Raw genomic sequence first — 19,333 nt, forward strand, 5'->3', positions numbered from 1 at the left:
TCACGGAGTGCTTCTCTGAGCGCTTGCTTGTCGTATCCCTTGTCGGCGGCGAGACTCAGCAGATCGCCCGCGTTCCGGCGGGCGATCTGCGCACAGAGATCGGCATCACTTCCCTTGCGGTTGGTCGAGCAGTGCACATCAAGGATCGCTTGCGTGTCTGTATCGACGAGTTTCGTGACTTTCAGCTTCTGCACACGGTAACTCGTTCGCTGGCAGTAGTGACGACTCGCGGCAGATCGTTCGTAGAACGTGGCATCGATAGCGCCGTGTTTCGAGGGGTCGTGCAGCTGCGCCGACTGGCGCAGCAGCACTCGACACACGCTCATGCTCATATCATCGAATGCTTTACACAACGTTGATGGATGAGGGAGATCGTCCGCTTCAAGGCCGATCTCCCCGATTATTTGTGGCATCTCCTTCAGCAGGTCGATAGTCATCCGATAGGACGTGTCGAGGTAAACCCGGAGACAATGGAGAGAAACGAACGCATAGTCGGCGAATCCGCCGCCTCCTTCCGGAGCGGCGGATTCGTCTCCATCGCCCGTGACTCTTTTAGCGACCGGCACAACTTCCCCAATGAAGCGGGAGATTTGGGTCATGGACAACCGGAGTCTCCCGCTTCAACGCCTTTGATTTACTGACCTGTCCCGACGCTGTCTAGTGATTCAACACAGCCGTTGTTGGAGTTAGCAAACGACGGCGCGTATGGGAAACACGATATGCCTGAACAGTGGCAGGGAGTTTTTGACGAACTGAGACACGATTTCTAACGTCGAAATCGGTTCGTCCAGGTCGGTCAGACGCTCGCTTGTGGAGGATCGTTGAAATTGGAGCCCCGTCGCTGGAGACTGGGAGGACAATAACACCGCAATAGCGGTGTCCGACGCGAATGATTGCATTAGATACGTTGGGTCGGAATCGGTCGCAATGGACCTGCTCCAACAGCCTCACTTGTGGAACGGGATTTTGTGTTCCCGCTGCCGTTCCGCACGTTCAACGATAAGACCGGGGAGATCCTTCCTCACTCAAAGATCGTGCTCCGCAAATGGTTGTTCAATGCGAAGGCACGGGGGAGTCAAAACAGCCCAGTACGGGTATATGACCGACGTTGAGCCATTACGGAGATTCCATTGTAACCTCCGAAGACTCTATCGTAACGAGTAGACTATCAGCGGCTACCGAAGTAGCAAGAGCGAAGTGCCCGGTACAGGTGCTTATCGGGGAGTATACCCCGGTTTGAGAAGTCAGTGTCGGCTGGCAAAGGTAGTGGGACACGAGGGTTCTTACATATCTGGGTAATTCACCTGTTTGCTCCGATGCCAGACAACAACCGAAAATCGATCACGGACGACCTCTCGGCGGCGCTCGGTAACGAAGCGAGTACCGTCGAGAACGAACTCGATGCGTTCCACGATTGGATGCGCACGAAGGGGAAGAACCCGAACCGGAAGAAACCGCTGTCCGACTCGGTCTCGAAGAACTACTACCGACGTGTCGATCAGATCTTCAGGCTCGTCATCGAGCGGATCAACCCCGTCGAGAAGACGGTGCTCACCCACGACCAAGCAGACCTGATCGTGAAGTGGTTAGACCGAAACGAGATCTGCCAGCGGAACGGCGATCCGTACTTGGAGACCAGCAAGCGAAAGTTCTCGAACGCCCTCGTGAAGTACTTCGCGTGGCGACACGACCAGCGGGGTGACGCGGAGAAGTGGCGGCCGCGGATCAACTTCTCCGACGGTGAGCACGAGAACGCGGACCGCCTGAACTTCGAAGAACGGTGGAAAGTGCTGCAAGCCGCCAACGAGTACGGGTCGCTGCCGTCCTACTACGAGACGACCGAGGCGGAACGCGGGAAAATCGACAGCCTCGTCGCGCAACGGCTCGGCAAGCCGAAAGGCGAGGTCACGCGGAAGGACTGGGAACGCGCCGACACCAGTACCAAGGTCGGGTCGCTCATCGCCGTGACGCTCGAAACCGGGATCATCCCGATCGAAGTCGGGCGAGCGAGAACCGACTGGTACGACCCGAAGCGGAACGTCCTCAAGATCACGAAGGAAGACGCGGGGAAAGAGCGACCGACGTCTGAACTCCCGCTCACAGAAGCGACGGGGGACCTCCTGAGCAAATAGATCCAGGAGCGGCGGCACTACGAGAAGTACGACGGCACGAATCGCCTGTGGCTCAACCGCGACGGGAACCCGTACAACTCGAAGAACCTGTGTTACCTGCTTCGACGGCTCTGTGAGGAAGCCGGGATCGACCACGAGGATCGGAGGATCGTGTGGTACAGCCTCCGGCACAACCTCGGGCAGTCGATCGAGGAAACGGAGGACATCTCGCAGGCCCGCGATCAGCTGCGCCACAAGTACATCGAGACGACGAAGCTGACCTACGGCGAATCCACCATCGAGAGTCGTCGGCACACGCTCGAAGAGGTAAACGACGTCGCGCGTCGCACTGCGGAAGACCCCGACTTCAACCCGTACGCGGACGAAACTGAGAGTCAATCCTCGACCCCGCGCGATGAATCCAGTAGCTCGTCAGGACATCCTGGGGGGCACCACATCGACGCGGTCATCGACGACACGCAGGAGGACCGCGTCGACATCACCAGGAAAATCCTGTCCGAAGAGATTTAAACGAGTTTAGCGGGTGGCTACGCTCACCCCATCCGATCTAACGCGTTCTGACGGTCCTCGACGGGGGCCTGATCGTATTTCATCGTCGTCTCCGGGCTCTTGTGTCTGAGTTGGGCCTGCGCGGCAGCGAGGTCCTCCTCGCGGGTCATGTAGGTGCCCGTGGAGTGTCGGATGGAGTACCAGCTCATCTGGCGGTCCTCATAGGGGATCCCCGCCTGGTCGCAGAGGCGACGAAGCACTTGACGCAGAGGTGACGATCCGTACGTGTTTCCGCGTCGGGTCAGCCAGACGGCGTCGGTATCATCGTACTTCGGATCGGTTTCGCGCTGTTCGAGCCACCGGTCGAGGGTCTCGGCGGTTCGTTCCTGCAGCCCGACGACCCAGTGACCCGTGTTCTTCGATGACTGTTCTTTCGGGATGCGTAACACGGCGTTCTCGATGTCCACCCAACTCGTCACGGCGCGTTCGACCTCGATCGGGCGGAGCCCGGCGTCGAGACTCACCGAGACGAGGCTCGGGATTTTCCACCCGTTGACCTCCTCCCAGTCGTCCGGCGTCACCGCCGATTTCGGTTTTTCGAGGCGCTGAGCGAGATAGGCCTTCCACCGGTCGCGCTCCTCAGCGTCGAGGCCCTTGTACGCCGGGACGCTCCCGTGTTCGAGCGCGGCCTCGCGGATGAGGCCGCGTTCTTCCCGAGTCAGGTAATCTCGCGGTGCGGTCGTCTTGTGCCCCGTACTGAACGAGAGCTCCGGATCCCATTCGTCGAGGCCCTGTTCGTGTTCGCGCCACTTGTAGAGCATCTGGAGCGCTTTCCGGCAGTTGTCCTTGTGGGCGTTGCTGTGTTCCTGCTTGGCGAGCCACATCAGATACGCGTCCGCGTGATCGTGCGTGACGTTCGTCGTGTACCCGTCTTCGTAGTCCCACACCCACCGGTAGAACGGGTCCATGCGCTGAGCGCGGTTACTGACTGTCGTTCGCGCGTAGCCGTCGGCTTTCTTCGGGTCTTTCCCGAACACGAGAAGCCATTCGAGACACTGCTCGCGCTGGTTGCGATAGTCGATCTGTTGTCGCTCGTTAAGCAGCTCGGCGGCGGGTTCGGTGACGACTGTGATCCCTTCGAGAGGGGTCGTTGCCTCGTCGGCGTTCTTCATTGCCGGGCACCTCTGGGGGAACCCAGGTCCTTGCCCACCCGTTTCACCCAATCGCCGGACGGCATCGGGTTCAGTCCATCGAACCGCGGTGCCGCTGCTATATTGCTAATCGCAAGACAGCGGCGGGTTCGGTCGGTACATCGAAGCGCATTGCCCGTGAACATATGTTTGTTTCACCGTTGTTCACGGACGAAAACTACGGGACGGCGGAGGGAAAGGAGTGCTCCGTCAGGGATTCGAACCCTGGTCCTTGCCGTGAGAGGGCAAGATGATTGGCCGGACTACACCAACGGAGCGCACCTGAACGTATCGGGGAGATACGTATAATGGTTGCGTTTTAGCACCGCCCTGTGTGGGTTACGCATGCAAACAGGCCGCTTCGGAGTCACTCCTCGTCGTCGAACGGCGAGCCGGCGGCGTCGGGTTCGTGACCGGCGAGACTGATGATGTTCTCGCGGCCGACGCGGAGCTTGCTGATCTCGCCGTCCTCCTCCATGTCCGAGAGGAGCATGCTGACTTTGGACTTCGACCAGTCGGTCTCCTCGACGATGTTGACCTGCTTCATGCGCCCGCCGTTCGATTCGAGGAGCTTGACGACGCGGTCGCTGTCCGAGAGCAGTTCCGCGTCGGGGATCGGCGTCTGGCTGTCCGTCGCCGAACCGGCCGTCTCCGGGGCAGTGTCGGTGTCGCTGGCGGTGCTCGCGGTGTCGCCGGGCAGCGAGACCGAACCGTTTCGGTACGCGATCGCGCTGCCGACGCCGAGCACCAGGATGACGGCACCGACGATCCAGACCATCGGGTTGTCGGTCCCGCTCGGGAGTGGGGCAGTCGTCGACTGCGGGCTCTGTGTGTCGCCCTCCACACCAGAACCGCCAGCGGCGGTCGTCGCGGTCGAACGCGGTTCGAGTTCGAGGTACGGACGCTGCTGTACGAACTGCTGTTCGCCCCCCCAGGTGACGCTCTGGCTCCGTGTCAGCGAGTCGGGCCGGGTCTGTGAGGTCGGTTCGGGCTCGACAGCGGCGAACTGGAGTCCCTCACCGCTGACGAACACGAGCGACTGGTCCGGTCCGATGTAGAATTTCCCGTCGAACACGTCGCTGACGACGACTCGCTCCCCGTCGGTCCGGGCGAAGTGAGTCCAGGTGAACGCCAGTTCGATCGTCCCGCGGTCGTCGAAGCTCGCCGTGACGTTCGTGTAGGCGTCGCGGTCGAAGGACTTCGCCGCCATCGGCCGTTTGGTGGCGTTGCGGCCGATCGCAGTCAGCGCCTCGGAGCGACTGACGAAATTCCGGTACAGGTCCGTCTCCTCGGTCTCGAAGCGCTCGGCGAAGTCCCGAAACTGCCGTTTCTCGGAGTCGTTGGTCAACCGACGGTGGTGCTGGATCGACCAGCGCGCAGAGCCGTTCTCGGTGACCGTGATCTCGAACGTCGTCTGGTCGAACCCGTCGGGCTGGGCCAACAGGCCGCTCGACCCCGTCTCCTGGGCGGTCGTGACGGCGGCCCCGCTCACGAGCGCGGCCACGAGCAGACACCCGAGGAGGACCTGACTATTCATCTGTCATATACCACCTGAGGACAGAATAAAAACGCTGTGTTGCGCCGAACGGTCCCTCTCGATCCGACGAGGACGGGATCGATCCCGATCTCGTACGGAAGAACCCCTTCGTGAAGGGATTCGTCACTCTGCGACGGCGAGACCAGTCACAGAAGGGCGGCCTGTCAGTCAGCGAGCGCGTCTGCGAGCCGTTCGACGGGATGTGACGGTGATTCGTGGCCGCGTCGATCACCGAGCTGTGTGCGACAGGACGCCCCCGGTGCGACGACGGCGTCGCCGTCGCTGTCGGCGATCTGATCGAAGAGAATCCGCCCGATCGCCTGGCTCATCGAGTAGTGTTCGGCCTCGTAGCCGAAGCTGCCGGCCATCCCACAGCAGCCCGAATCCAGCGGGTCGACGGCGTAGCCCGCCCGCCTGAGGACGCCGACGGCGTGGTGGTCCCGCGAGACGGCCTTCTGGTGGCAGTGGCCGTGGTAGGTCAGCGTCTCCTCGCCGCCGGTCCAGTCGACGCGCTCGTCGAGGCGGAACCGATCGAGGTACTCACAGAGACCGTACGCGTTGTCGGCGACGGGCGCGGCGTCCGAGCCCAGGAGGTCACGGTAGTCCGACTGGAACATCACGGCGTCGGACGGCTCGACGAGGACCACGTCCCACCCGTCGGCCACGCGGCCGTCCAGCGCGTCGACGTTCGTCCGTGCGCGCTCGCGAGCCACGTCGACGAAGCCCTTCGAGTGGGCGGCGCGGCCGCTGCTGGTCGCGTCGTCTGGGACGGCGACGTGTACGTCGGCGGCTTCGAGGACGCGGACGGCCGCACGGAGCACGTCGGGGTTGCTGTAGTTGTTGTACGTGTCGGGGACCAGCAGCGCCCGGCGCTGTGCGTCCTCCGGGTTGACGCCGGGGCCGCGCTGGGCGAACCAGTCCTCGAAGGACTCGCGTTTGAACGTCGGGAGCGATCGCTCGCTGGCGATCCCGACCAGGCGCTCGGCCAGTACGTCACTGCCCGGTGCCCCGGCCAGCCAGTTCGACAGCGGTGCGAGCCGACTCCCCCACGCGCTGAGGGTCTCGACGTGCGCGAACAGCTTCGACCGGAGACTCGCGCCGTGTTCCTGGTGAGAGGCGTGTTCGACCTCGGTCTTGAGCTTGGCCATGTCGACCTCGCTGGGGCAGTCTTTCGCACACCCCTTGCAGCCGATACAGAGGTCCATGATCTCGTCGACGAACGCCTCGTCCGTCGGATCTGCCGGCAGGTCGCCGCTCATCGCCTGGCGGAGGGCGTTGGCTCGCCCCCTCGTCGCCGTCGACTCCTCGCCCGCGGCCCGATAGGTCGGACACATGACGCCGCCGGTCGTCTCCTGTGGGCCGCGACAGCCCCCACAGCCGTGACAGAGCTCGACCATTCCCTGGAACCCGTTCTCGTTGTCCCACCCCATGGCCGGCTCGAACGCCGTCTCGAACTCGTAGTCGGGATCGAACCGCAGGTCGTCGGTCATGTCGACGGCGCGGGCCCGCGCGGGGACGTCCTCGGGGATCGCCTCGTCGGCGGCGTAGCCACACACCTGTCCGGGGTTCAACAGCCAGTCCGGGTCGAAGGCCGCTTTCAGCTCCCGGAACACCTCCCACACGTCCTGTCCGTACAGCTTTCGGTTCCACTGAGTGCGCGCACGTCCGTCGCCGTGCTCGCCCGAGACGCTGCCGCCGTAGGTCGTGACGAGGTCGGTCGCGCCGTCCGCGATGGCTGCCATCTGCTCGACCCCCTCGACCGTCTTCGTGTTCACCAGGGGCCGGATGTGGAGACAGCCCGGACCGGCGTGGGCGTAGAAGCTCGCGAACGTGTCGTTGTCGGCCAGCAGCTCTTGGAACTCGGCGACGTAGTCCGCGAGGTTCTCGGGCGGGACGGCGGTGTCCTCGATGAAGCTGATGTGTTTCGCGTCCGAGGTCCGCCCGAGGAGGATCGGGAGCCCGCTCTTGCGGAGCTTCCAGAATCGCTTTCGCTCGCTCTCCTCGTGGGCCTCCTGGCCGTGAAACGCCTCCCGCGGCGCGTCGGTCAGCGAGTCGGCCCCGCTCTGTGCGACGCCGTCGGTACCGACGCTCCCGACTCGATCCGCGAGGAGGTCCGCGACCCGCTGTTTGCCCTGCGGGTCGTTCTCGGCGTAGAACTCGACGAGCAACACCGCGCCGGTGTCCGCCGGGAGGAGCTGGTCGACCAGGTCGCCGAACTCCTCGGTGTCGGCGGCCAGCTCCAGCAACACGTCGTCGAGGACTTCGACCGCCGCGGGATCGTGTTCGAGGATCGCCGGCACGTCGGCCATCGCGTCGATGAGGTCGTGATAGGAGAGCAGCGCCAGCGACTTCGTTTCCGGGACGGGTTCGAGCGAGACCGTCGCCTCGGTCACGATGGCCAGGGTCCCCTCGCTGCCCGCGAGCAGCCGCGCGACGTTGACCGACCCGTCTTCGGCCTCCGAGAGGAGTCGATCGAGATTGTAGCCGGAGACGTTTCGCTTGAGGTCGGGAAACGCCGCGGTGACCGCCTCGTGCTCGTCGTCGACGAGCCGGGCAATCGCCGCGTATATCTGGCCTTCGAGCCCGTCCCGGTCGGCCCGCGACCGCAGTTCGTCGAGCGTGACCTCGCCGAACGTCGTCACGGTCCCGTCCGCGAGGACGACCTCGCAGTCCTCGATGTACGCGTCGGTCTTGCCGTACTTCAGGGAGTGTGCGCCCGTGGAGTTGTTGCCGATCGCGCCACCGAGGACGCTCTTGTCGCCCCACGCCGGGTCGGGGGCGAACTTCAGGCCGTGGTCGGCGAGCCTGTCGTTCAACGCCCCGAGGGTGACGCCCACCTGTGCGCGTGCCGTGTGTCCCGCCGGATCGACCGACTCGATCGCGTCCATGTGGCGCGAGCAGTCGACGACGACCGACTCGTTGACCGCCTGTCCCGCGAGGCTCGTTCCCCCGCCTCGCGGCAGGACCGGCGTTCCCCGCTCGGCGCAGTAGTCGACGACCGCTGCCACGTCGGCCGTCGAGGTCGGATAGACGACACCGATCGGTACCACCTCGTAGGCGCTCGCGTCGGTCGCGTACAACTGTCGCGTGTACTCGTCGAAGCGGACCGCCCCGTCGATGCGGTCTTCGAGGGCGGCGACGAACGCGGGGCGCTCGACGGTCCCGCCCTCGTAGTCGTAGTCCGCCCGATCGTCGGTAGCCGGGTCCGGCCCACCCCGATCGCGTCGTGTTCCCATATCGGATTCTTCGACCGGATCCCGATTAAAACACCGGGCCACCGCTCGCGCTGCCGGCTGTCAGTCCGCTCTCTGCTCTCCGGACAACAGAGCGGCCGCGACAATCAGAGTTCTTTCCACTCGGAGGGCTGGCTCGTGAGGCCCATGACGCGGGCCTGACGGGTGCCGTCCTCCTCGCGGAACTCGATGAGGCCGTCGAACGCCTGCTTGATGACCTGGAGGGTCTGGTCGTCGTGCGCGCCGGAGTCGATCGTGAACACGCCGACGTAGCCCGCCGAGTCCAGTCGCGACGAGAGGATGTGACAGAGCTTGAACACGGTCTTCTTGTCCGTGTACGTTAGCATCGTCGACAGGGAGACCAGCGCGAGCCGTCCCTGGTCGCGCCCGCTCTTGTGGAGCCCCTCCAGTGCTTTCGTGATGCCGATACCGATGCCGGTCAGGTCGCCCGGCGAGTTCACGTGATGGGTGTACGCGCCGCTCTGTGCGGCTTCCCCCCCGCTGTTGTCGCCGCGGCAGTCGACGACTCCGAGCTGGGAGTCGTCCATCTCCGGTACGTCCGTTCGAAACTCGTCGACGACCGAGCTCGCCCGATCGTTCGTCGTCACGACGACCGCCCCCTCGCCGTTACCCACCCCATCTTTGAGTACATCCATCGCGAGGGCCTCTTTGCCACTCATCGCGGGTCCCGCGACGAGTAGGCTCGTCCCCGGGCGAACCGAGTCCAGCGCGTCGAAGTCGAGTACGGTTGACAGGTCGTACATATTCTCTGACAGTTTATTCGTCTTCACCATTACTGAGCCCACGCAACGTTGCGATAAAGTCGGCGTCGTCGCCGATGCCACCGAGTGATTCCGAGAGTTCGGATTTTAGTTCTCCGATCTCCTCCTTAAGTTCATCGTATTCGTCGCTCTCTTCCAGCTCCGCGCTGCTCTTACTCGCTTCGAGCGTCGCTTGCTTCTCGACCAGCGAGTAGTACTCCTGTAGGAGGGTATCGTACTCGGAACGTTCGAGCAGGTTCTCCACGGTCTCGTGGAGCTGTTCGCTCCGGATCGGCTTCGAGAGATACGCGTCGAACCCCATCTCCAGAATGTCGAAGTCCGGTTCGACCGCCGTCACCATCGAGACGCGACAGCCGAGATCGCGCTCGCGGATACGCTCCAGTACCTCGTCACCCGAGAGTCCCGGCATCATACGGTCGAGTAACACGACATCGACGCTGTCGTCGAGTAAGTCGAGCCCTTCGTCACCGTCGTGGGCCATCCGGACTTCGTAGTCGTTTCGGAGCCATAGCTTGTATGTTTCCGCGACGTCCGGTTCGTCCTCGACGATGAGCACGACGGGGCGATCCGATTCAGACATCTATTCTCTACACGTGGTTACTTTTTCATCATACATAGCCCTGTGGGTCTGTCAGCGCGCCGAATCAGCGGCCAGTACGTCAGTTCGCCCCTCACTACGCGGCGCTCGTCCCGCGTCCCGATCGCACCCTCGCTTCTCGGAACCGCGCCCTCCGGAGAGACAGACCAGCACACACAAACCCGTCGGGCTCGACTCCGGGCGTATGATCCGAAACCTTGCACCGTCGAGCGGGGTCTTTACCAGCAACGTCTTTCTCGTCGAGGGCGAGACGACGACGCTGGTCGACGTGGGCAACGACTTCGACGTGGTCTCCGAGGTGCGAGCGGTCGTCGACGAGATCGATCAGGTCGTCCTGACACACACCCACCGCGACCACGTCGGCACCCTCGACGCGGTACGGGACGCGTTCGACGCGCCGGTGTTTGGCTACGACGGCGACTACGGCGGCGTCGACCGGGCGATCGCCGACGAGACGACCCGACAGATCGGCGACGAGGAGTACGTGGCGCTGCACACGCCGGGTCACAAGAACGACCACGTCTGTCTCTACGCGGCCGAGGCGGGCGTGCTCTTCGCCGGTGATCTGGTGTTTGCCAACGGGAGCTTCGGTCGGACGGACCTCGAAGAGGGAGACCGTTCGCTGCTCGTCGAGAGCATCGACCGCGTCCTCGATCTCGTCGACGAAGACCTCGCCGAGATGCACGCCGGCCACGGTCCCAGCGTCACGGACGACCCGTACAGCAACATCGAACTGGCGCGGCGGGCGGCGCGGTTCTGACGCCGTCGGCAGTGGCACGCGCCCCGTCAGGCCAGCCCGTAGTAGCCCGGCTCGTCGTCGGCACTCGGCTCGGCGAACACGAAGGCGTCGGCGTGTTTGATGAGCCACGGAATGGCCCAGTCCATCAGGACGTTCTCGGTCTCGACGTCGAGTTCCGCCTCGGCCTCTAACCCCTGGAGGAGGCGACCGATCTCGTAGATCGTGTACATCTCGTCGTCGTCGAGCACTTCCTCGGGCTCGCGAAACTCCAGCGGGCGGAGATCGTCGAACTCGTCTTTCGGTCGTGGCATGTCCGCCGGTTCCGCGCCGCCGTGCGTAAAGCCCTCGAAAGCGACGCGCTGTCGTCGCCGTCTGGTGTCGCCACTGATCGACGATATCGAAAGAAAGTGCGAAGCTCGGGAGCCCGCCGTCGGGCGACGTTACTCGAAGTGACCGACTGCGGTCTCGTACTGCGACGCGACCTCGTCCCAGTCGACGACCTCGAAGAAGGCGTCGACGAAGCTGCCGCGGTCCGGGCCGTAGTCGTAGTAGTACGAGTGCTCCCAGACGTCGAGCGCCATGATGGGGTGGGACCCCCAGAGCGCGCCCTGGTCGTGCTTGTCGACCGTGACGTTGCGGAGCTGCTTGGCGACCGGGTCGTAGACGAGCAGCGCCCAGCCACCGGCGGCCGAGGCGGCCGCCTCGAACTCGCCTTTCCAGCCCTCGTAGGAGCCGAAGTCCGCTTCGATCCGGTCACGGAGTTCGCCCGACGGCTCGCCGCCGCCGTTGGGGGACATGTTGTCCCAGAACAGCGTGTGGAGATAGTGTCCACTGCCGTTGTGGGTGACGTTGCCCAGCGCACCGGCGCTGGATCCGAACTCACCCGACTCGCGGTTCTCCGCGAGGGTCTCCTCGGCGGCCGCGAGGCCGTTGACGTACCCCTGATGGTGGGTGTCGTGGTGCCAGGTGAGCACCTGCTCTGAGATGTGGGGCTCCAGCGCGTCGTAGTCGTACGGAAGTGGCGGCAGTTCCGGATCTGAGTGTTCGGACATGATAAATCTCCTCCATCTTTTGGGTGGGGCGGACGCCTGTTAAACGTTTAGGAGCCGCACGCTACCACACCACACGCGCCGACCGCCTGCCGGTCGTTCTCGGCTGGCGGTTCGGGTCCCGACGCCGAGACAGACGACCCACCACTGCCGGGATCAGCTCTCGCCGCGGGCGGTCTCGAACATCTCCAGAGCCTGGTCGCGCCGCTCGCTGTGGTCGACGATGGGGTCGGGGTACTTCGGGGCGGCGTTGCGACGCTGGGTCAGCGAGAGGTCGGGCCACTCGTGGATCACCGACGGCTCGGCGTCACGCAGTTCGGGGACGTACGTCTTGATGTACTCCGCGTCGGGGTCGTACCGCTCGCCCTGGGTCATCGGATTGAAGATCCGGAAGTACGGTTGGGCGTCGGTCCCCGTCGAGGCGGCCCACTGCCACCCGCCGTTGTCGTTCGCGGTGTCGTGGTCCACCAGACGCTCTTTGAACCACTCGTATCCCGCTCGCCAGTCGATCAGCAAGTCCTTGGTGAGAAAGGAGGCGACGATCATCCGGACGCGGTTGTGCATGAACGCCTCCTGGCGGAGCTGGCGCATCCCGGCGTCGACGATCGGGTATCCCGTCTCGCCGTCCTTCCAGGCCTGGAGCGCCTCGGGGTCGTCGCGCCACTGGAGCGGGCGCTCGTAGGTCTTGTAGTTGTCCGTGACGACCGACCGGTTGGCAAAGAGGACCTGCGTGTAGAACTCCCGCCAGGCGAGCTGGGACTGGAACTCCGCGACGGATTCGCGCCGTTCCTCGTCGCTGGCCGCTGCCGCCGCGCTCGCGGTGCGCTCGTACACCTCCCTGATACCGATCGTCCCGAACTTGAGGTGAGCCGAGAGCCGTGAGGTACAGTCGTCCGCGGGGTAGTCTCGGCGGCCCTCGTACCGATAGATGTCGTCCTCGCAGAACGCGTCGAGGAGCTCCCGGGCCGGCTCCGTCCCCGCCGGAGGGATCTCTGCCTGTGGCTCCTCGAAACCCAGGTCTCCCACCGACGGCAGGGGATCGCCGGACACGTCGGCGAGTTCGTCCGGGCCAGGCGCGTCGTAGGGATCCTCTTTCTCCCGGTCGTGCCACTTGCGCCCGAAGTAGGTGAACACCGAGTACGGATCGCCGTCGTTGGTCGTGATCTCGCCGGGACGGTGGAGGACCGCATCGGTGACCGCCTCGCGTTCGACGCCCGCGTCGTCGAGGGCCTGCCGGACGGCGATGTCGCGCTCGATTCCGAGCCCGGAGTAGGCCTCGCCCCAGGTCACGCCGTCGGCTCCGAACGCCTCGGCCAGCCGCGGGATCTCGGCCGTCGGATCGCCGCGAGCGATCACGAGGTCGCTCCCGCGGTCGCGGTACTGTGCCCGCAGCGAGTCGAGCGCGTCCAGCATGAACGCCACGCGGGGCGGTGCGGCGTGGTCGAGGACGGCGTCGTCGAAGACGAACACCGGGACGACCGGGCTGTCGGCCGTCGCTGCGGCCAGGCCGGCGTTGTCGGTCGTCCGGAGGTCGCGTCGATGCCAGTGGATTCGCATACGAGACGATCGGCCCGGTCCCTCCTCAAAGGCACCCCTACTCTGTTGGTGGCGACCTGACTAACGCTTTTGTTCGTCCTGGCCGTCGGTGCGGGACATGACCGGAGGTCAGGTCCGCGTCGAGATCGCAGACGAGGTCGCAACGATCACGCTGAACCGCCCCGAAGCGCGCAACGCGCTCTCTGCGGAGGCCGCAGACGAACTCGCTGCGGCGATCGAGACCGCCGAAGACAGCGCGGCACGGTGTGTCGTCCTCCGGAGCGAGGGGGCGGCCTTCTGTGCCGGCGGGGACGTGGACGCGATGCTGGAGAGCATCGACCGGGACGTGCCGCCGGCAGAGCGCGTCGAGGTCGTCGTCGGCGCGGTCAACCGCGCGATCAAGCGCGTCTACGACTGTCGGCTCCCGACGGTGGCGAAGATCGACGGTCCGGCCTTCGGGGCCGGTGCGGGTCTGGCGATCGCCTGTGACCTGCAGCTCGCGAGCCCGGCGGCGAAGATCAGTTTCGGCTTCCGCCGCGTCGGACTCGCGGTCGATTCGGGCGTGTCCTACCTCCTCCCGCGGCTCGTCGGGCTCAACACCGCCAAGGAACTGATCTTCACTGGCGAACTGGTCGACGCCGACCGCGCCCGAGATCTCGGGCTCGTTACCCGCGTGTTCGAGGCGTCGTCGTTCGACGAGGGCGTCGAGAACATCGTCGAGGCGATCGCGACGGGGCCGACGGTCGCACTGGCGGCCTCGAAGCGACTGGTGAACCACCAGCCCGACTCCTTTGACGCCGCGACGGCGCGGGAAGCGAACGCGCAGGGCGTCGCCTTCTCGACCGCGGACCACGAGGAGGGCGCGAGAGCCTTCGTCGAGAGTCGCGAACCGGAGTTCGATGGGCGCTGATACCGTCGGCTCCGCGCGTTCGTCAACGCTTATGTAGGGCGGAGTTTACGACACGACCAATGACCGACGAGGCGACGTTTCGACTCGCGCTCGATCGGGAGAGCCGATCGGGACGCTACTACCGCAACGCCGTCGAACGACACTGGGACCCTGCGGCGATCGATCTCGACGACGATCGTGAGCCACTCGTCGAAGCGCATCCCGCGACCTTCGACCACCTGCGCTCGACCGTCGCGAAGTTCGGTGCCGGCGAGCGCGCCGTCACCGAGGACCTCGCCCCGCTCTCGGTCGTGCTCGACGACGCCGCGGACCAGGCCTATCTCAGCACGCAGCTGTACGAAGAAGCGCGCCACCTCGATTTCTTCGAGCGGTACTGGACGGCGGTGATCAACCCGGTCGAGCGCGAGCGCGACCTGCCGGTGAGTTCGCCGACCGAGGATCGGTGGGTCAACGACGCGTACGACGAACTGCTCGCCCGCACGGACGCGGCGATGCACCGACTGCTCGACGACGACACGCCCGAGCACCGCGCGATCGCGCTGTGTCACTACCACCTGACTATCGAGGGCATTCTGGCACAGACGGCCTACTGGGGGCTCCAGCAGAGCTACGGTCCCTCCGAGCCGGACCTCCCGACGCTGCCGGGTTTTACCACCGGACTGGAGCGCATCCGGAGCGACGAGGGTCGCCACGTCGGGTTCGGAATGAGCAAGCTCCGCGAACTCGTCGCGGACGGCGTCGACCCACAGCTGCTACACGACACCGTCACGGAACTGCTGGGGCTGGTCCAGCAGACGACGACCGACGGACTGGGCGACGGCAGCGAGGAGACGCCGGGTCCCTCCGCCGACGACCTGCAGAACTACGCGATCGAGAAACACACCGAGCGGATGGCACAGATCACGTCTCCCGAGACCGACCTGCCGGACGTGGACACGCTCGTGACCCTCGATTCAGCGTGATCCGTGCCGACGACAGCGTGCGCCGAGAGATGCCAACTTCCAAGACGATAACACCGGAACGTGGGATATGAACGCGGACGAATCACCAGACTGGGAGTTCAAGGAACGCGACGTGTTGATCCTCAGAGAGCTGGCCGACGATCCGGAGCTCTCCTCGCGAGAACTGGCCGACATCCTCGAAGCGGACCACGACATCTCGGTGTCACACGTCACCGTCAGCGAATCGATCCGCAAGATGCGCCAGGAGGGGGTCTTCCGTGACGCGATCGTCCCCAACGAGGAGTACTTCAACTTCGCGCTGTTCGAGTTCAAGTTCAATCCGGAGCACTTCGAGGAGGGCTGGCGCGAGGCCATGACGGCGATCCGCGACGACAGACACACGATGTTCTACTTCCTCTCGGACGGGGAGTACCAGTGGAAGTCGGTGATGATGTTCCCGAGCCGGAAAGCGGAGTCACGCTGGATCCACGAGTTCTACAAGGACCACGGACGCGTCGTCCAGAACATCCGTAACTCCGTGATACACAACGTTTTGAAGTTCCAGACAGATCCCGAGATATTCACGGAACTCGAACAGGACGACACCTAGAGCTTGCTCTCGGCGTCTTCCGCGAGTTCCTTCATCCGCTTGCCCACGCGGCCGGCGTCGGAGAACTCGTCTTCGCTCATCGCGGTCGCCAGCGAGTTGCCCAGTACGAAGACGGCGTGTTTGTGTTCGCTCTTGGACTTGTGAACGTCCGAGGGGCGCACGTCGAGCTCGCCGTAGGCGTCGAACAGCTCGGGGTCGACGCTGTCCATCTCGTCGCGGAAGAAACGCATGATCAGCACCATCTGTTCGTGCAGCTCGAGAAGCTCGTCTTTGTGCATCTTGCCACTAGTAGGCGGTGCCAATAGTATAAGAATTGCTTGTGAACGGCTACCAGTGGTGGTTCGTCTGCTGAGCGCCGCTCGCTAGAAGACGTACTCGTCGTCGTGACCCATCATCCCGTCGTCCTCGAGTCCCCCGGGGTCGTCCTCGTCGTCCATGGGCCCGCTGGTCTTGTAGGCTTTCAACCCGGTCGAGAGGAGATCCTCGATCGCTTCCTCGCGGGTGAGGAACTCGCCTTCTTCGACGAGCTGGGCGATCTGCATCTCGAGATGTTCCGGGATCGTTATCTCTACCTGTGGCATCGGAACGTACGGTGGTTCGATAGATCCCCTTATAAATCTGGCGGGGAGAGTTACCGAACGTGAGAACAATACTGTGGCTTCCGACGATATCGGTTTTCGATATCGAAATATTTCTGTTGAATGCAGAAAACGACGACGCTCGGCGACGCGGCGGCCAGTAGCCGGCCGATCGATCGCGAACTGCCGGTCACTTCGTGGCGATAGTCACGCTGAAGCGTCCCCCGTCCGTAGGTCGGGCCATGTGTGGAACCGGGCGTCGGGACCGACGCTGGCAGCCCAGCGAGAGTGATCGGCAGTGACCGAGCCGAACGAGAACACGCTCTGGGGACGGATCATCGTCGAAGAACTCGTCGCCAACGGGATCGACGCGGTCTGTGTCGCACCCGGCAGTCGCTCGACGCCGCTGACCGTCGCGGTCGCACGGCACCCGGAGATGCGCGTCTACTCTCACCTCGACGAGCGGTCCGGGGCCTACTTCGCGCTCGGTCGGGCACGGCGGACCGGGACGCCGACGCCGCTGATCTGTACCTCTGGCACGGCGGCGGCGAACTTCCACCCGGCGGTGATCGAGGCCGACCAGTCCCGTGTGCCGATGGTCCTGTTGACCGCCGACCGGCCCCGAGAACTGCAAGACAGCGGCGCGAACCAGACGATCGACCAGGAGAAGCTCTACGGCGACGCTGTCCGTCAGTACCGCTCGCTCCCAGAGCCGGCACCGGAGCCGCGCCGGCTCCGATCGCTCCGAACTACAGTCTGTCGCGCCGTCGCGACTGCGACCGACACGCCCGCGGGTCCGGTCCACCTGAACGTGCCCGTCTCGAAGCCCCTCGAACCGACGCCGGTCGAGGGCGCGGTTCCGGACGATCTCCCGGAGCGCGCTCCACTCGGTGCGAACGGCCGGGACGGACCGATGGTCCGTACGACCCGCGGCGAGAGGACGCTCTCGGCGTCGGACCTGTCCACGCTCGCAGACCGGATCGACAGAGAGCGGGGCCTGATCGTCGCCGGCCCGTCGAACGGACCGACGCCCGGCCGGGACGCGCTGGCAGAACTCGCCGACACCACGGGCTTTCCGGTGCTCGCCGATCCGCTGTCGGGGCATCGCTTCGGCCCCCACGTCGGCGACCGGCCCATCTGTGGCGGCTACGACTCGTATCTCGACGCCGGGGCCTGGCCCGATCCGGATGTCGTCCTCCGGTTCGGGGCCTCGCCGACCTCGAAGACGCTGCGTCACTGGCTGCGCGACGCCGACGCCGTCCAGTTCGTGGTCGATCCGGCCGGCCAGTGGCGCGAAGCGACGTTCACCGCGACCGATCTCGTCGTGGCCGATCCGACGCGGCTGGCGACGGGGCTGGCCGACCGACTCGACCGATCACCGACGGCGTGGACCGAGCGATTCGAGACCGCAGAGGCCCGCTACTGGGACCTCGCCGAGCGGGCGCACGGCGAGCAGTTCTTCGAGGGGACGGTCGCCGCGACGGTCGCCAGCGCCGTCCCGGATCCGGCGACGGTGATGGTCTCGAACAGTATGCCGGTTCGGGACCTGGACCGGTTCGGACGGCCCAGAGCGGCCGACGTGACCGTCCTCGGCAATCGCGGGGCCAGCGGTATCGACGGGATCACCTCGACGGGACTCGGTGCGGGCAGCGCGACCGAGGACCCGCTGGTCGTGCTCACCGGCGATCTGGCCTACTACCACGACATGAACGGCCTGCTCGCGGTCGGGCGCTGTGACGTGGACGCGACGATCGTCCTCGCGAACAACGACGGCGGCGGCATCTTCCACGAACTCCCCATCGAATCCTTCGAGCCGCCCTTCACCGACCAGTTCCGGACGCCCCACGGACTGGACTTCGAGCCGACGGGCGCGCTGTACGACCTCGAATATGACCGCGTCGAGGGTCGCGGTGCCCTCGCCGACGCCGTGGCGTCCTCGGCCGGCGCGTCCGGCACGCAGATCGTCGAGTGTCGGTTCGACGGCGAGCGGAGCCATCGGTACCGGGATCGGGTTCACGAGCGCGTTCGCGAATCGCTGTAGGGTGCTACGGTCCCACGATCGAACGGGTCAGCAACGAGAAGCCAAAGGGCAGCCAGACGCTCCCGAGCGCTGCGAGCCCGACGAGTCCGGTCACCGGGACGCCGAACGCGACGAGCGCGAGGGGCACCAGGACGCTCCAGGCCCCGAAGACCAGGACGCCCACCGACGGCTGTGACTGGAGGTAGCCGATCAACAGCAGGGCACACAGGCCGACGGTGGCGTTGATCACCAGCGGGAAGGGTGGAAACACCGTGGACGCCACCATGATCGGATAGAGGGCGAACGTCAGCGCGGCGAGTGAGAGCGGCGTGTCGGCCACGAACGCCCGCAGCGAGTGACCGCTCGAACTCACGTCGTGTCTGACGTTGTACGCCGCCTCCCCGCTGTCGGTACTCGCACCGTAAATTCGCTCGCGCTGGCGGCCGTCACGGGTCGAGGTGCCCGTCGGGCGCGTCCGGCCCGTCGACGCGCCACTGCCGGGCGACGTGCCCGCCGTCGTCTGTCCGGTTGCGGTGGCCTCAGTTGCACCACTCGACGCCGCTGTGCGCGTCTCACGAACGCGCTCGCTGGCCGTTCGCTCCTGGCGTCGCCGCTCGGAGGGCCCCGCGTTCGTGCCCGCGGCAGTCGACTCGCTGGGACCGTCCGTCTCGCTGTCCGCCCAGCCGGCCTCGCGAGCCGCACGGGCCGCCGCGCCGCGGGCGTCGTGGTGATCGCTCCCCGCCGCGTCCGCACCGACGTACGCCTCGTGTCCGAGTCGATCGTAGCGGGCGCGCTCGTCGTCGTCGGTCAGCACGTTGCGGGCCTCGATCACGCGCTGGGTGGCCTCGTCGGCGTCGGCGTCGTCGTTGTGGTCCGGATGGGTCTCCTTCAGCCGCTCGCGATAGGCGTCCTCGATGTCGCTCGCGGTGGCGTCCGGTTCGACCCCGAGCACGTCGTAGAACGTCTCTGTCATCGAGCGAACACGCGTA

Annotated in this window: 19 protein-coding genes, 1 tRNA gene and 1 pseudogene; 8 read left to right on the forward strand and 13 right to left on the reverse strand. The window is 65.1% G+C overall.

What is annotated here, in order from left to right; translation table 11 throughout:
• A partial coding sequence (locus tag HALKA_RS19550; protein WP_018258413.1) for an IS5 family transposase occupies window positions 1-599 on the reverse strand: 599 nt, incomplete at its 3' end.
• 328 nt (window positions 600-927) lie between these two features.
• Between HALKA_RS19550 and HALKA_RS21955 the strand changes: the two are divergent.
• The 3 genes and pseudogenes from HALKA_RS21955 to HALKA_RS19970 all read left to right on the forward strand — a co-directional run.
• A pseudogene (locus HALKA_RS21955) lies at window positions 928-1,067 on the forward strand (IS1595 family transposase); the annotation flags it as partial.
• 249 nt (window positions 1,068-1,316) lie between these two features.
• Complete coding sequence (locus HALKA_RS19965; protein ID WP_018258415.1) at window positions 1,317-2,132, forward strand: hypothetical protein; 816 nt, start codon at window positions 1,317-1,319, stop codon at window positions 2,130-2,132.
• 150 nt (window positions 2,133-2,282) lie between these two features.
• Window positions 2,283-2,642 (forward strand): hypothetical protein, encoded by a 360-nt coding sequence (locus HALKA_RS19970; protein ID WP_018258416.1) that lies wholly within the window; start codon window positions 2,283-2,285, stop codon window positions 2,640-2,642.
• Window positions 2,643-2,665: 23 nt separating this feature from the next.
• Here the strand turns inward: HALKA_RS19970 and HALKA_RS0113100 are convergent, their stop codons facing one another.
• From HALKA_RS0113100 to HALKA_RS0113125, 6 genes are all read right to left on the reverse strand, one after another.
• The gene (locus tag HALKA_RS0113100) at window positions 2,666-3,793 is read right to left on the reverse strand and encodes a tyrosine-type recombinase/integrase (protein WP_018258417.1); all 1,128 of its coding nucleotides are present in this window, start codon (window positions 3,791-3,793) and stop codon (window positions 2,666-2,668) included.
• Window positions 3,794-4,014: 221 nt separating this feature from the next.
• Window positions 4,015-4,089, reverse strand: a tRNA-Glu gene (locus tag HALKA_RS0113105).
• Window positions 4,090-4,178: 89 nt separating this feature from the next.
• Entirely contained in the window at window positions 4,179-5,348 is a 1,170-nt protein-coding gene (locus HALKA_RS0113110; protein WP_018258418.1) for a helix-turn-helix transcriptional regulator, read from the reverse strand.
• Window positions 5,349-5,512: 164 nt separating this feature from the next.
• On the reverse strand, window positions 5,513-8,584 hold the full coding sequence (locus HALKA_RS0113115) for an FAD-binding and (Fe-S)-binding domain-containing protein (RefSeq protein WP_018258419.1): 3,072 nt from the start codon (window positions 8,582-8,584) through the stop codon (window positions 5,513-5,515).
• A gap of 104 nt (window positions 8,585-8,688) precedes the next feature.
• Window positions 8,689-9,345 (reverse strand): RAD55 family ATPase, encoded by a 657-nt coding sequence (locus tag HALKA_RS0113120; RefSeq protein ID WP_018258420.1) that lies wholly within the window; start codon window positions 9,343-9,345, stop codon window positions 8,689-8,691.
• Window positions 9,346-9,358: 13 nt separating this feature from the next.
• Window positions 9,359-9,943 (reverse strand): response regulator transcription factor, encoded by a 585-nt coding sequence (locus HALKA_RS0113125; protein ID WP_018258421.1) that lies wholly within the window; start codon window positions 9,941-9,943, stop codon window positions 9,359-9,361.
• A gap of 202 nt (window positions 9,944-10,145) precedes the next feature.
• Between HALKA_RS0113125 and HALKA_RS0113130 the strand changes: the two genes are divergently transcribed.
• Window positions 10,146-10,721: an MBL fold metallo-hydrolase gene (locus tag HALKA_RS0113130; protein WP_018258422.1), complete on the forward strand. Its 576-nt coding sequence runs from the start codon at window positions 10,146-10,148 to the stop codon at window positions 10,719-10,721.
• Between the two features lie 26 nt (window positions 10,722-10,747).
• On the opposite strand, the gene HALKA_RS0113135 is transcribed toward HALKA_RS0113130, so the two are convergent.
• The 3 genes from HALKA_RS0113135 to HALKA_RS0113145 form a co-directional block, all read right to left on the reverse strand.
• Window positions 10,748-11,011: a DUF5827 family protein gene (locus HALKA_RS0113135; RefSeq protein ID WP_018258423.1), complete on the reverse strand. Its 264-nt coding sequence runs from the start codon at window positions 11,009-11,011 to the stop codon at window positions 10,748-10,750.
• Between the two features lie 129 nt (window positions 11,012-11,140).
• Window positions 11,141-11,752, reverse strand: coding sequence for a superoxide dismutase [Mn] (sod, locus tag HALKA_RS0113140; RefSeq protein ID WP_015763492.1), 612 nt, complete (start codon window positions 11,750-11,752; stop codon window positions 11,141-11,143).
• A 153-nt stretch (window positions 11,753-11,905) separates the two neighbouring features.
• Window positions 11,906-13,306, reverse strand: a complete 1,401-nt coding sequence (locus HALKA_RS0113145; RefSeq protein ID WP_018258424.1) for a cryptochrome/photolyase family protein — start codon at window positions 13,304-13,306, stop codon at window positions 11,906-11,908.
• Window positions 13,307-13,403: 97 nt separating this feature from the next.
• Between HALKA_RS0113145 and HALKA_RS0113150 the strand changes: the two genes are divergently transcribed.
• The 3 genes from HALKA_RS0113150 to HALKA_RS0113160 all read left to right on the forward strand — a co-directional run bounded on the left by HALKA_RS0113150 (window position 13,404) and on the right by HALKA_RS0113160 (window position 15,746).
• Window positions 13,404-14,195: an enoyl-CoA hydratase/isomerase family protein gene (locus tag HALKA_RS0113150; protein ID WP_018258425.1), complete on the forward strand. Its 792-nt coding sequence runs from the start codon at window positions 13,404-13,406 to the stop codon at window positions 14,193-14,195.
• Between the two features lie 59 nt (window positions 14,196-14,254).
• Window positions 14,255-15,157, forward strand: a complete 903-nt coding sequence (locus tag HALKA_RS0113155; protein WP_018258426.1) for a ferritin family protein — start codon at window positions 14,255-14,257, stop codon at window positions 15,155-15,157.
• 67 nt (window positions 15,158-15,224) lie between these two features.
• Window positions 15,225-15,746: an Lrp/AsnC family transcriptional regulator gene (locus HALKA_RS0113160; protein ID WP_015763488.1), complete on the forward strand. Its 522-nt coding sequence runs from the start codon at window positions 15,225-15,227 to the stop codon at window positions 15,744-15,746.
• Here the strand turns inward: HALKA_RS0113160 and HALKA_RS0113165 are convergent.
• Both HALKA_RS0113165 and HALKA_RS0113170 read right to left on the reverse strand, forming a co-directional pair.
• The gene (locus tag HALKA_RS0113165) at window positions 15,743-16,024 is read right to left on the reverse strand and encodes a UPF0058 family protein (protein ID WP_015763487.1); all 282 of its coding nucleotides are present in this window, start codon (window positions 16,022-16,024) and stop codon (window positions 15,743-15,745) included. The two genes, HALKA_RS0113160 and HALKA_RS0113165, sit on opposite strands and share 4 nt — an antisense overlap.
• Window positions 16,025-16,108: 84 nt before the next feature.
• On the reverse strand, window positions 16,109-16,327 hold the full coding sequence (locus HALKA_RS0113170) for a ribbon-helix-helix domain-containing protein (protein WP_018258427.1): 219 nt from the start codon (window positions 16,325-16,327) through the stop codon (window positions 16,109-16,111).
• Between the two features lie 295 nt (window positions 16,328-16,622).
• Here HALKA_RS0113170 and menD point away from each other — a divergent pair, with 295 nt between their 5' ends.
• A complete protein-coding gene (gene menD / locus HALKA_RS0113180; RefSeq protein ID WP_018258428.1) occupies window positions 16,623-18,365 on the forward strand; it encodes a 2-succinyl-5-enolpyruvyl-6-hydroxy-3-cyclohexene-1-carboxylic-acid synthase in 1,743 nt (580 codons plus the stop codon).
• Between the two features lie 4 nt (window positions 18,366-18,369).
• Here the strand turns inward: menD and HALKA_RS0113185 are convergent, their stop codons facing one another.
• On the reverse strand, window positions 18,370-19,317 hold the full coding sequence (locus HALKA_RS0113185; protein WP_018258429.1) for a J domain-containing protein: 948 nt from the start codon (window positions 19,315-19,317) through the stop codon (window positions 18,370-18,372).
• Window positions 19,318-19,333 lie beyond the last annotated feature (16 nt).

Source organism: Halomicrobium katesii DSM 19301 (genome assembly GCF_000379085.1).
In the GTDB taxonomy this organism is placed as follows: domain Archaea; phylum Halobacteriota; class Halobacteria; order Halobacteriales; family Haloarculaceae; genus Halomicrobium; species Halomicrobium katesii.

Coding starts and splice junctions, on each gene's coding strand:
- HALKA_RS0113120 (WP_018258420.1), bottom strand. CDS start 9,345: ATGTACGACCTGTCAACCGTACTCGACTTCGACGCGCTGGACTCGGTT.
- sod (WP_015763492.1), bottom strand. CDS start 11,752: ATGTCCGAACACTCAGATCCGGAACTGCCGCCACTTCCGTACGACTAC.
- HALKA_RS0113185 (WP_018258429.1), bottom strand. CDS start 19,317: ATGACAGAGACGTTCTACGACGTGCTCGGGGTCGAACCGGACGCCACC.
- HALKA_RS0113110 (WP_018258418.1), bottom strand. CDS start 5,348: ATGAATAGTCAGGTCCTCCTCGGGTGTCTGCTCGTGGCCGCGCTCGTG.
- HALKA_RS0113155 (WP_018258426.1), top strand. CDS start 14,255: ATGACCGACGAGGCGACGTTTCGACTCGCGCTCGATCGGGAGAGCCGA.
- HALKA_RS19965 (WP_018258415.1), top strand. CDS start 1,317: ATGCCAGACAACAACCGAAAATCGATCACGGACGACCTCTCGGCGGCG.
- HALKA_RS0113130 (WP_018258422.1), top strand. CDS start 10,146: ATGATCCGAAACCTTGCACCGTCGAGCGGGGTCTTTACCAGCAACGTC.
- HALKA_RS0113165 (WP_015763487.1), bottom strand. CDS start 16,024: ATGCACAAAGACGAGCTTCTCGAGCTGCACGAACAGATGGTGCTGATC.
- HALKA_RS0113145 (WP_018258424.1), bottom strand. CDS start 13,306: ATGCGAATCCACTGGCATCGACGCGACCTCCGGACGACCGACAACGCC.
- HALKA_RS0113125 (WP_018258421.1), bottom strand. CDS start 9,943: ATGTCTGAATCGGATCGCCCCGTCGTGCTCATCGTCGAGGACGAACCG.
- HALKA_RS0113150 (WP_018258425.1), top strand. CDS start 13,404: ATGACCGGAGGTCAGGTCCGCGTCGAGATCGCAGACGAGGTCGCAACG.
- HALKA_RS0113100 (WP_018258417.1), bottom strand. CDS start 3,793: ATGAAGAACGCCGACGAGGCAACGACCCCTCTCGAAGGGATCACAGTC.
- HALKA_RS0113170 (WP_018258427.1), bottom strand. CDS start 16,327: ATGCCACAGGTAGAGATAACGATCCCGGAACATCTCGAGATGCAGATC.
- HALKA_RS0113160 (WP_015763488.1), top strand. CDS start 15,225: ATGAACGCGGACGAATCACCAGACTGGGAGTTCAAGGAACGCGACGTG.
- HALKA_RS0113135 (WP_018258423.1), bottom strand. CDS start 11,011: ATGCCACGACCGAAAGACGAGTTCGACGATCTCCGCCCGCTGGAGTTT.
- HALKA_RS0113115 (WP_018258419.1), bottom strand. CDS start 8,584: ATGGGAACACGACGCGATCGGGGTGGGCCGGACCCGGCTACCGACGAT.